The following is a 12,120-nucleotide window of genomic DNA, read 5'->3' on the forward strand; positions in this document are numbered from 1 at the left end:
TAGTCGTTCATTATGAACGGCTATTTGGCTTTTATTTATATAAAAGTGAAATATAATCCAATGTTTAATGATTTATTAGAAGTAAAAAGGTAGGTATTATATAAAAGAAAATGAATAATTTATGCAGAGCTTGTATACGGTATTATTATTTGACTATTCTAAAATCAATTGATAAAAACGCTGGAATGTTTTTTAGAAAACAACTGACTCCATAGGTGGAATTTGGAAGATTAATTCTATTTTGGAGTTTATTTTTATAAGGAAATTCACATACGTGGATTAGTATTAAGATTCAAAATGTAAAATATCTAAAGACCTAAGTACAAGCACACATTTTAAATAAAAAAAGTGAGAAGAATGAATAACATTCTTCTCACTTTTAGCAATTAGGGTCGGCATATACATAAATATGCGTTTGAGTGGAATTTTGGATGAAAAATCCACATGCATAGTATACCAAAATATTTAAGGCCCTTAGTATGCAATATTGCATACGAAGAGTAGGTGGATATAATAGTTAACTTACTTCTATTAAAAGTAAAATGTGTTTATATTAAAAAAGTTAAAATCAAATTGAAGCTGGTTAAGATCTTAATTCTTCATAGCTACATACCAACCCGACTGGAATATTGAACACCTCATAACAGGAGATACTTTCTACTTAACTCAACGTTTTGGTAGAGCGCATTTTGGTGCCAAAATGAAGATTTTCAAGGTTCACCCTGACGGCACTTTACAACGCTTTATTACAATTGAACCAGAATTTATTACTACGCCTAAAGGGTTAGAAATTTGGAGAACACCAATTACAAATGTATATACTAAAGGGACATATATTGCAGTAATTAAGTATAACGGAGAATTTACCTACTCAAATCATTTTCAAATTAATTAACTCTTTCCTACTCAGTAGCTAGAATTGATTAATTAGGTAGTATTTTCAGCTCCCTATAAATCAAAGGCTACGGGAAATATGGTAATAGCAATTCTCACATTATTGAGGGACTGGAAAAACAACAAAGACGTTCTCAAATGCATGTATAGATATTTATAACAAAGATTCAAAAAAGAATAGGTAATATAGCTATTGGAATAAGATTGTTTTTGTCTATCTCCTGAAAAGGAGGATGGACAAACCATACCAAAGAAACTTGCATTTCATTATCTATAGAAGTGTAATGACATTAAAGTGAGATAGGATACAGGCTAATATTGAGAAATGTAAAGTTTGTAGAGTTTGAAACAAATTAAAGAAGTAACATAAGGGATTTACGCATATAGTAATGTCGACGGATAAAGTTAACGGAATATTCGTTTTAATAAGATAAAATAATAGTATTTTTATCTTATAATATTGTTACTACGATGAAATAAGGCTAATAATTAGTTAACTTAAAAATTAAATTCAGATAGGAAGAGGATAATGAAGACCAGAGATAATTATAAAATTATTGTGATTGGCGCTGGGACTGCAGGACTATCTTCTACTGCACATTTGTTACGAAATGTATCCCTATTGAAAGAAAGTATAGCTATTATCGATTCATCTAAAAAACATTACTTCCAACCACTATGGAGTTTAGTTGGGGGAGGAATTGTTTCAAAGGAATGTACGATGCGTGATCAAGAATCACTTATTCCAAAAGGAGCAACGTGGATTCCTAAAAGTGTTGTTAAGTTGTTTCCAGATCAAAATAAGATACTTTTAGATGATGGAATGCTACTTGAATATGAGATTCTTATTGTAGCAGCCGGTATACAAATAAATTGGGGTGGTATTAAAGGCTTAAAGGAGTCTATTGGGACTAATGGGGTTTGTAGCAATTATTCTTATAAATATGTTGATTCTACTTGGAGAGAAATTGAAAAATTCAAAGGAGGAAATGCGATTTTTACCCACCCCAATACTCCTATTAAATGTGGTGGCGCCCCACAAAAAATTATGTATTTAGCAGAAGAGTATTTTTGTAATAGCGGTTTGAAAAACAGAAGTGAAGTAATGTTTTATTCTGCGAACGCTAACATATTTCAGGTACCGCGTTATGCTGAAACATTAGAACAAGTACTAGAAAGAAAGCAAATTATAACGAACTATAATAAAAACTTAGTAGAAATTATCGCTGAAAAGAGAGAAGCAATTTTTGAAGATACGCAAACACTGAAACGAGAAACAGTACCATATAGTATGATACATGTTGTTCCACCAATGGGGCCACCTAACTTTATTAAAGAAAGTGAGATAAGTGATCATCAGGGGTGGGTAGATATAAGTCCTTATACTTTGCAGCATGTAAAATATAAGAATATTTTTGGACTTGGAGATTGTACCAATTTACCTACATCTAAAACTGGAGCGGCAATTCGAAAACAAATACCTGTCTTAAAACAAAATATTTTGGACGTACTTAATGGAAGAGACTTGCAGGCTAATTATGATGGGTATACATCCTGTCCGATTGTTACAGGATATAAAAGTCTTATACTCGCTGAATTTAACTATGAACATGAGCCTCAAGAAACGTTTCCGTTTAATCAAGCGAAAGAACGGTATAGTATGTTTTTACTTAAAAGGTATATGTTGCCCTATATGTATTGGAATTTAATGTTGAAAGGGATTCTATAAGGAAAGATAGAGAGTTGTTGTAACAACCGAGAAGTAATTTGAAATAAGCATTTGGAGGGAATAGCTATGCTTTTAAAATATTTTTATGATGAAAAATTAGCTCATGCTTCCTATTTAGTTGGTTGTCAGAAGGAAGGCGTAGCAATTGTTATTGATCCCAGCCGCTATATAGAACAATATATAGAATTTGCTAAGAAAGAGGGAATGGAAGTAATTGCTGCGGCTGAGACTCATATTCATGCAGATTTTCTATCTGGGTCTAGAGAACTTTCCCTTCTTTTTAATGCAAATTTATATGTATCAGATGAAGGAGATAGTGATTGGAAATATCAAAATCTTAACGAGGGCCGATACAATTTGGTTAGAGAGGGAACAGAGTTTAAGGTTGGTCATATAAAATTCAATGTCATTCATACCCCAGGGCATACGCCTGAAAGTATTTCCTTTTTAGTAACCGATACAAGTCAAAATAATTATATGAATGATAAACCGATAGGAATATTCACAGGTGATTTTATATTTGTAGGAGATATAGGTAGACCCGATTTATTAGAAATTGCTGTTGGTATTAAAGATACCGCAAAAATAGGAGCGAAACAATTATTTGATTCTATACAAAAAATAAAAATACTCCCCGATTATTTGCAAATATGGCCATCACATGGTGCAGGAAGTGCATGTGGAAAAGCATTAGGAGCAATTCCAACTTCCACATTAGGTTATGAAAAGATGTTTAATTGGGCGTTTCAATGTAATGATGAAGATAATTTTATATCGAATTTATTGACGGGACAGCCAGAGCCTCCAAAGTATTTTCCATTAATGAAGCATTTAAATAAGTATGGTCCACCAACTCGTAAGAAGAGAGAGATTACTGCTATTTATATAATAGAAGAACTTCAAGAAGTGATGAGGGGTGTTCAGCAAATAGTTGATATAAGGGATGTAGAGTGTTTTGCTGCTGGCCACATCGAGAAGTCAATTAACATACCTTATAACAATTCTTTCACAACTTGGTGTGGGGGGATATTAGATTATAAAAAAGAAACTTTAATAATTTTAGATGCGGAAAATGTTAAAGTGGAGGAAGTTATTAGAGACTTTGAGTCCATTGGCTTAGATAATATTATTGCTTTTGCACCTTCAAAGGTAATTCAAAGATTCCATAGTTTAGAGATTTATAAGGAAAAAACATCAAATGAATTATATCCGTTAATAAAAGATGGAAGTGTAAAGGTTATCGATGTGCGTAGTAAAAAAGAGTGGGATGAAGGACATCTTCATGATGCAATACATATCACTTTAGGTAATCTACTTGAACGGCTAGATGATGTACCGAAAAATTGTCCAATAGTTTTACAATGTCGAACGGGGTTACGTTCCGCTATAGCAGCTAGCATTTTACAAAAAGCTGATATAAAGAAAGTAGTTAATTTAAAGGGAGGATTTCTTGCATGGAAAAAAGCAGGACTGCCTTATGATACATTTAATTCCAAGGTATAGGAAAATATTTTTTACTAATTTATATGAATAGGAATTGGAGCGATTTTATCGATTTCTGACAAAAGACTCCTTTCTTAAAAATGTGAAGGTGTAAAACGTCAATTTTAAGTGGGGGATGCATGTCGGTTGGCGTAAGCCAAAATGTTTTTAACCATATACTTGTACAGATTGATCTTTGAAAACTGAAGATATGAGGTTGGTTGCAGAAAATTCGTTGCAATCGTAAAATTTTCAACGTCCTATCGTCCCGCGCTTGCCGAAATTGCGAAAATCAAGCTAAAGTAGGAAACGTGGTGAGGCAACGTAAAAGACACTTCAGTTCCCACCATAGGAACTACGGGCGGATCCTACTAAGATAACTGGTGGATACACCGATGTTCACAGAAATCTCCCACTTCAAAAAGGCCGCAAAGTCGTTAAGTGGGGGTAGTTCAAAAACAAGGAATTAAATAAAGGCATTTTCATATTAGTTATATTTTAACTTGTAAATGTTTTTTCTCTTAAGGATTTTTTAGAAAAAAATTCTTGATAATGTACGAAATTCATATTTCTTAGTAACAATAATCTAGACAGCTATCAAAAGGATTGTATTGGCAATCCAGGTGTAAAGGATAAAGGTATGTTTTACTTAACTGATGCAACAGAAAAGGCCTTTGAAACCGCTCTGGCTAATCATGATAAGCCAGAAGGAACAGTAGTTTTTGAAGCGCTTCTAGAAGGGAAATCCCCTATTTCTTTAACTATAAACATAAATATTAATAGAGTTGGGAAAACAGAAGGAAATTGGATAAAAATTAGTAGAAATCATAAGACAATATCCGTATCTTATACTTTCAAAATAACATACCTTAGTATCCTACTATCAACATCTAAATATTTGTGAAGAATATCAGCATGATAACTGTATTTAAGAATTACAATTATCTATAACTATAATTACATATTGGGTTCCACCATAACGTATCAAGTTAAAAAACTAATTAGCCCCCAAAACGAAAAAAGTGATCTGACTTCTCAAAGTAACTACCTTTAGAGAAAGAAAATTTTCGTTTAGGGGGTACTTTAAAATCTTAGCTTAATGGCGATATTGCCGTACCCCTATTACCATTTCTGTTCCGTTACTATACAAACCAAAGATTTTATTTTATCTTAAATTTAATTTATTTGTAAATGTGGAACAAATTTATTACTTAGATTGTCTATTAAGTGTAATCCTAAAAACTTAGTGCCCAAACTTGATACACTGAATCTGGTTTGACATCTATTTTAAGTACTGCAAAATACGAAAGGACTGATTATCTTGAAAAGTACAAGGATGTTAAAAATAGGGATGTGTGTTGGAATACTAAGTTTAAGTCTTGCAAGTGTAAAACTTTTTACAGGTGAACCATTGTAGGTGGAAGCAAAAGAAAAAGTAGAGAAAACTAAACATACAAATCATGCGGCTCATTGAGAATTCGCACAACTCGAGAAAAAGTTTGACGCTCGACTGGGTGTCTATGAAATCGACACCAGTACAAACTGGGCAGTTACTTATCGATCACCTAATGAACGGTTTGTTTACGCATCTACCTTTAAGGCTCTGGTTACAGGGGTATTGTTACTACAATATCCAATTGACAAATTAGACGAAGTTATCACTTATACAAAAGATGATTTAGTAGAGTATTTACCAATTACAGAGAAACATGTGGATAGCGGTATGACTCTTGGGAAAATTGCGGAGGCTGCTATTCGTTACAGTGATAACACTGCGGGGAACACTTTATTCAAGAAATTAGACGGACCTAAAGGATTTGAACGAAGCTATGCCGGGAGACATTTGTGATACAAGTACAGCAAAAACACTTGCTACCAATCTTAAGGCTTTCACGGTCAGAGATGCACTCCAAACTGATAAACGTAAAATCCCTACGGATTGGATGCGTGGAAACGCTACAGGAGACGAACTCATCCATGCGGGTGTACCAAAAGATTGGGAAGTCGATGATAAATCTGGAGCCGGAAGCTACGGAACACCTAATGATATATTGCCATCGTTTAGCCACCGAATAGAGAACCAGAGAACCGATTATCATTGCAATTCTGTCCAGTCAAGATGCTATATATGATACTGAGCTAATCGCGCAGACTGCCAAGGTTACAATAGATGCTCTCAAGTGAGGGTATTGATTTTACCTTTGCTTTCTGATTCCCTATATTCCATACCATCTATAGGATAAAATTAGAAGTCGATTCTTTTTTACATCAAAAGAATCGTTTTTCACATTCTTTTCATTATGATTATGCTAACAAGAACCATTAAATTAGACGAGTAATTCAAGAACTCACTATTACAAACATTAGATATAGTACAAAGAGGTGAGGAACAGCTCACAATTCCCTTACTTTAAAGGGCAGCATTATTATAAAGAATAGATATGAAACTATTTTGTTCAAGAGTTAATCTAAGTTTTATAATCTGCTGATTAGAAAAATATTTACTAATCTCGATTACCATACTTTTTTAATATAAGTATATTTCTAAAGGTGACCTCAATAGTTTTAAGTAAATCAACGGGAGAATTGAAAGGCAGGAGAAAGTAACATGTCAGAAAATTATCGTTCTCGAGAGGAGCGACGACAAGTTAAAATGAAAAAACAACCAACTTCTAAAAAACAAAAACAACAAGGTAAAACATTGTTTCTTCGCAAATTTTTAATCAGTTGCTTACTACTTGGTATTGTAGGGTTAGTCGCAGGGGTTGCTACTTTTTTCGTTATGATCAAGGATGCACCAAAACTTGAGAAAGCAAAACTTGTTAATCCGTTATCCTCAAAAATTTATGATAAAGATGGAAAATTGATATATGAATATGGGAAAGAAAAACGAACGAATATTATGTATGATCAAATTCCTAAATTAGTAGAAAATGCGTTTTTAGCGACAGAAGATGCACGTTTTTACGAGCACAGTGGCGTAGACTTTAAAGGTACTGCACGTGCAGTTTTAGTCAGCCTAAAAGGTGATTACGGCTCTCAAGGTGGAAGTACGATTACTCAGCAAGTTATTAAAAATTACTTCTTATCGATGGAAAAAACGTCAAAGCGAAAGGCGCAAGAAATATTTTTAGCGTATAAGCTAGAACAACAGTATTCAAAACATGAAATTTTAGAAATGTATTTAAATAAAGTTTACTTAGGCAACCGTTCATACGGAATCGCAACAGCAGTACAAAATTACTATGGTAAGGAATTGAAAGATTTAACACTACCAGAAGTTGCGATGCTTGCTGGTTTAATGAAAGCACCTAATAACTATGATCCAACAAAAGAAAAAAATATCAAAAAAGCAACAGAAAGAAGAAATGTTGTACTTGAATTAATGAATCGACATGGTTATATTACAAAAAAAGAAATGGAAGAAGCATCAAAAGTTCCAGTAACAGAAGGACTTAAGAAAGCAACTGAACAAAAAGAAATGCCATATCCTGCGTTTATGGATGCGGTTGTGAAAGAGGTTGAAAAAGAGTTGCCAGATGCTAATATTGGATCTGACGGCTTAGAAATTTATACTACATTAGACCAAAAGGCACAAGATTTTGCGGACAAGCTTTTAAATGAAAACATTATAAATTATCCAAATGAGAAATTCCAAGGGGCTTTCACATTTATGGATACGAAAACAGGAGAAATTCGTGCAATTGGTAGCGGGCGTGGTGAAAATAAAGCTGTATTTAAAGGACATAATATAGCGATTGAATTAAATCGTTCAGCAGGTTCAACGATGAAACCAATTTTTGATTACGCTCCTGCAATTGAATATTTAAAATGGGCTACTTACCATCAAATTGACGACTCTCCATTTAAGTATTCAACAGGACAAGAAGTTAGAAATGCAGATAGAAAGCATTTAGGACCAATTACAATGCGTGATGCATTGAAAACGTCCCGAAATATCCCGGCAATTAAAACTGCAAAAGAAGTAGGAATGAATAAATCAAAAGCTTTCTCTGAAAAGCTAGGTATTACATTTAATGTAGCACCGACCGAATCAACAGCGATAGGTACAAATGAAGCGTCACCAACTGAAATTGCAGGTGCCTATGCGGCATTTGGTAATGATGGTAAGTATACGAAGCCACATTTTGTTAAGAAAGTCGTTTATTCAGATGGTAAATCAAAAAGCTTTGAGCAAAAGCCCAAACGAGTTATGAAGGATTCTACAGCATATATGATTACTGATATGCTTCGTACTTTTGTTTCTTCTGGGTTGGGTACAGCAGCTAATATAGGTTCTTTAGATGTAGCGGGTAAAACAGGGACAACAAACTATTCTTTAGAACAAATAGCACAATATAATCTACCAGAAAGTGCAACTCGTGATAGTTGGTTTGCTGGTTATACACCACAATATACGATGGCAGTATGGACTGGATATATTAAAGATAGTAAAGACGATTATATTAGTAGTAAAAATACGAAAATTGCTCAGTTAATTTTTAAAGAAATGATGAGTAAGTTTGCTACAGATAAGTCGCAATTTAAAATGCCGAACAGTGTAGTTCAAGAAGGTAGCGAATTACGTATTAAAGGTGAGAAACGTGATTCTTCCCCAAATATGACTGAACAGCCAAGTAATAATAATCAAAATAAGCAACAAGAAAAGCAAAAGAAACCAGAAGAGCAAAAGCAAAGTGAGCTAAACAATAGTAGAGGCGAAGGAAATACAACATCGTCAAACAATGGTAGTGGTCAAGGAAATACAACGCCGCCAAACAATGGTAGAGGCGAAGGAAATACAACGCCGCCAAACAATGGTAGAGGCGAAGGAAATACAACATCGCCAAACAACGGTAGTGGTCAAGGAAATACAACGCCGCCAAACAATGGTAGAAGCGAAGGAAATACAACATCACCAAACAACGGTAGTGGTCAAGGAAATACAGCGCCGCCAAACAATGGTAGAGGCGAAGGAAATACAACATCGCCAAACAACGGTAGTGGTCAAGGAAATACAGCGCCGCCAAACAATGGGGATGGTCGTGGAACGCCAACGCAACCAAGTTATGATGGGAATACAGGAGAAGATCCAGCAACTAATGGTTAATAAGTAATATAAAGAAATTGTTGATTCTGTTGCAAATTTTATAACCAGCATAAACAGGTTGATAAATGAGAAACAATGTTTAGGAAGTAGCTAGTAATTGTTGAGATTCATTGTACGCTGAAAAGGCGGAGTCTCTTTGTAAAGCGCCCCAAAATTTCTATTCATTATTGACTACTTGATAAATAGATTATGTTTCCATTTTAAAGAGTAGGCAAAGTTTTTTAATGCTTGTTATTAGTTTTGTATGAAGTTAACTTCGGATAATTGATTATTGTATTCTTCTAATTGGATTAGATATTCATAATCCTTTTGCAACAACGAAATTTCGTTTTTTTAGTGTACGATGAATTACATCAATTACTAACGATCGCATAAAATCCATCTGCAATCATACCAACTTTTTATCTGCTAAGAAAATTTGCACCAGTTTCCTTTTGGGCTAGCGTATATATCTTACTAAATTTACGAATTTCTTTACGATATTATTTAATGTAATGCCTACCCCAGAATCTTCTATAAATTACTATGGACTCCCTCTTGGATTATTGGAAGTTGAATCTAATACTTTACTTTATTTTTTAGGTGTTATTAATAAATATTATTACAATGAGAAGCTAATAGTAGACATTTCAAGAGTGACTATATATTTTTAAGACAAACTGCTGTAGAAAGATTAAGAATTCTTAAGAACTTTTGCCCCTTTTTCTTAAGGGTTGGATTCTAGAGTATGAGTATGAATTCTTACCAGTGGGGTGATTAAGTATGAATACAATTCACTTTCTTATTTCTGTATATAATGAGCCAAAAATCAGTTGGTGCAGCCCTTCCAAGTTTAAGGTTTCTTGGAGATAAAATGATTGAAGGAATTGATTTGAAGAAAGTAAATTACATTGTCAAATATGGGCCAAGCACACGTGTATTAAAAGGGAAATTAATTATAAGAAGAAGGAATCTTATGAATTGTAATATGGCTTAGCAGTATATATTGAACAATATATTAGGGGATTGATATCACTATATTCATTATGTTATTTCTTGTTTTCCGTTTGCAAGTTAACAATAAAGAGACGATAGACATGTCTCACCTGCAAATGTCTTTAATTGTTCAATATTAGAAAAAATGTGGAGGAATAATATGGAGTCAAAAATTCTTATTGTTGATGATGATAAAGAGATTAGAAATCTTATCTCTGTTTATTTGGAAAATGAAGGTCTGAAAACTCAAAAGGCTGAAGATGCTATTGAAGCTTTACAACTGTTAGAAGAAAAGGAGTTTGATCTTATTATTTTAGATATTATGATGCCTAATATGGATGGTATTGAAGCGTGTATGAAGATTAGGGAAGACCGCAATATGCCTATCATTATGCTATCTGCAAAATCTGAGGATATAGACAAAATTCAGGGTCTAGCCTCTGGTGCAGACGATTATTTAACAAAACCGTTTAATCCATTGGAATTAATCGCTAGGGTAAAATCCCAATTAAGAAGGTTTAAAAAATACAATACGTCAATAAATCATAATAAAAGCATCCTAGAAATTGGTGATTTAACCGTGAATACAGATACACGTCAAGTATGGGTAAGGGGAAAGGAAACAAGGCTAACTCCAAAAGAGTTTGATATTCTCGAACTACTTGCCCGTAACAAAGGGATTGTCCTGAGTGTTGCAAAAATATATGAAGCAGTTTGGAAAGAGGTTTTTTATAAATCAGATAATACCGTCATGGTGCATATTACAAAAATAAGAGACAAAATTGAAGAGGATTCTAAACATCCCATTTATATTAAAACTGTTTGGGGAATTGGGTATAAAATATGAAGAATGTTAGTTTTAGAAATAGGATCATTATAAAACTTCTTGGTGCTGTTGCAGTTAGTTTTTTTGTTTCATTTGGTTTAACAATCCTCATTTTGGTATACGTCATAGATCCATTATTTATAAAACACGAAGATTTTGGCATGTTTGAATTCAGATTCGCAATGTTGCTCTTATTCACGTTCGCAATCTTTAACTTTATAGTAATTTTTTTGATATTGGTTCGAAAGAAAATAGTATATTTGAAGCTCATTTCTGATAATGTGAATGATATTGCCAATGGAAAACTGGGTTTGACTATTGGGATTAACGGGAAGGACGAATTAACCCAACTTGCTCAAAATATCAACTATATGTCCAAGAAATTGGAAAATACATTTGAACAGGAAAGACGATTAGAACGTACAAAAAATGAACTTATAACCAATGTATCTCATGATTTACGCACACCGTTAACATCTATTATTGGCTATATAGATTTATTAAAAAGAGGGCAATACAACAGTAAAACACAATTACAGGAATACCTTGAAACCACGTATTCAAAGTCACAGAGACTGAAATATTTAATTGATGAGTTGTTTGAATATACTCGTTTATCAGGCATAGATGCTAAGTTAAATCTTAATGAAGTTGATTTATCAAGTTTGTTGGAGCAAATAGTTGGAGAATACATTCCTATATTTGAAAAGGAAAGCTTAATCGTTCAAAAATCAATCACACAAGAAACAATACCTATCTTCATAGATGTAGAAAAAATGGTACGTGTATATGAAAATCTCTTTATGAATGCGATAAAGTACAGCATAAAACCATCCGAATTATCCGTATGTCTTGAATTAATGGATAACAAAGCAATTTTGAAAGTGTCAAATACAGTCGAGAAACCGCCTGTTAGCGATCCAAATAAATTGTTTGAAAGGTTTTTCAGGGGGGACAAGGCAAGAAAAGATGACCAGGGAAATGGTCTGGGGCTTGCTATCTCAAAAAGAATCGTTGAGCTTCATAATGGTAATATACATGCAGAATATAAAGACGACTGGATGTCCTTTATTGTTGAACATCCAATTAAATAGAATGGCTTAT

The 12,120-nt window shown here is 33.5% G+C and carries 7 protein-coding genes and 1 pseudogene; all 8 read left to right on the forward strand.

The window, feature by feature from the left end; translation table 11 throughout:
• The first annotated feature begins 640 nt into the window (after positions 1–640).
• The 8 genes and pseudogenes from MKY90_RS12500 to MKY90_RS12535 all read left to right on the forward strand — a co-directional run bounded on the left by MKY90_RS12500 (position 641) and on the right by MKY90_RS12535 (position 12,110).
• Positions 641–895 (forward strand): DUF5065 family protein, encoded by a 255-nt coding sequence (locus MKY90_RS12500; protein WP_078177185.1) that lies wholly within the window; start codon positions 641–643, stop codon positions 893–895.
• A gap of 528 nt (positions 896–1,423) precedes the next feature.
• Positions 1,424–2,623 (forward strand): NAD(P)/FAD-dependent oxidoreductase, encoded by a 1,200-nt coding sequence (locus MKY90_RS12505; RefSeq protein ID WP_016126968.1) that lies wholly within the window; start codon positions 1,424–1,426, stop codon positions 2,621–2,623.
• A 66-nt stretch (positions 2,624–2,689) separates the two neighbouring features.
• Positions 2,690–4,126 carry an MBL fold metallo-hydrolase gene (locus tag MKY90_RS12510; protein ID WP_016126969.1) on the forward strand — a complete coding sequence of 479 codons (1,437 nt, stop codon included), beginning with the start codon at positions 2,690–2,692 and terminating at the stop codon, positions 4,124–4,126.
• Positions 4,127–4,745: 619 nt separating this feature from the next.
• A complete protein-coding gene (locus MKY90_RS12515) occupies positions 4,746–5,009 on the forward strand; it encodes a hypothetical protein (RefSeq protein WP_016126970.1) in 264 nt (87 codons plus the stop codon).
• Between the two features lie 411 nt (positions 5,010–5,420).
• Positions 5,421–6,289: pseudogene (locus MKY90_RS12520) on the forward strand (serine hydrolase).
• Positions 6,290–6,713: 424 nt separating this feature from the next.
• A complete protein-coding gene (locus MKY90_RS12525; RefSeq protein ID WP_144513802.1) occupies positions 6,714–9,215 on the forward strand; it encodes a PBP1A family penicillin-binding protein in 2,502 nt (833 codons plus the stop codon).
• 1,135 nt (positions 9,216–10,350) lie between these two features.
• Positions 10,351–11,037: a response regulator transcription factor gene (locus MKY90_RS12530; protein ID WP_002147746.1), complete on the forward strand. Its 687-nt coding sequence runs from the start codon at positions 10,351–10,353 to the stop codon at positions 11,035–11,037.
• The gene (locus tag MKY90_RS12535; protein ID WP_016126974.1) at positions 11,034–12,110 is read left to right on the forward strand and encodes a sensor histidine kinase; all 1,077 of its coding nucleotides are present in this window, start codon (positions 11,034–11,036) and stop codon (positions 12,108–12,110) included. The genes MKY90_RS12530 and MKY90_RS12535 overlap by 4 nt, the downstream gene beginning before the upstream one ends.
• Positions 12,111–12,120 lie beyond the last annotated feature (10 nt).

The organism is Bacillus sp. FSL P2-0099, from assembly GCF_038007445.1.
In the GTDB taxonomy this organism is placed as follows: domain Bacteria; phylum Bacillota; class Bacilli; order Bacillales; family Bacillaceae_G; genus Bacillus_A; species Bacillus_A mycoides.

Bases quoted from the DNA above. Each gene is read 5' to 3' on its own strand.
- MKY90_RS12510 (WP_016126969.1), top strand. From the start codon at position 2,690: ATGCTTTTAAAATATTTTTATGATGAAAAATTAGCTCATGCTTCCTAT.
- MKY90_RS12515 (WP_016126970.1), top strand. From the start codon at position 4,746: ATGTTTTACTTAACTGATGCAACAGAAAAGGCCTTTGAAACCGCTCTG.
- MKY90_RS12530 (WP_002147746.1), top strand. From the start codon at position 10,351: ATGGAGTCAAAAATTCTTATTGTTGATGATGATAAAGAGATTAGAAAT.
- MKY90_RS12525 (WP_144513802.1), top strand. From the start codon at position 6,714: ATGTCAGAAAATTATCGTTCTCGAGAGGAGCGACGACAAGTTAAAATG.
- MKY90_RS12505 (WP_016126968.1), top strand. From the start codon at position 1,424: ATGAAGACCAGAGATAATTATAAAATTATTGTGATTGGCGCTGGGACT.
- MKY90_RS12535 (WP_016126974.1), top strand. From the start codon at position 11,034: ATGAAGAATGTTAGTTTTAGAAATAGGATCATTATAAAACTTCTTGGT.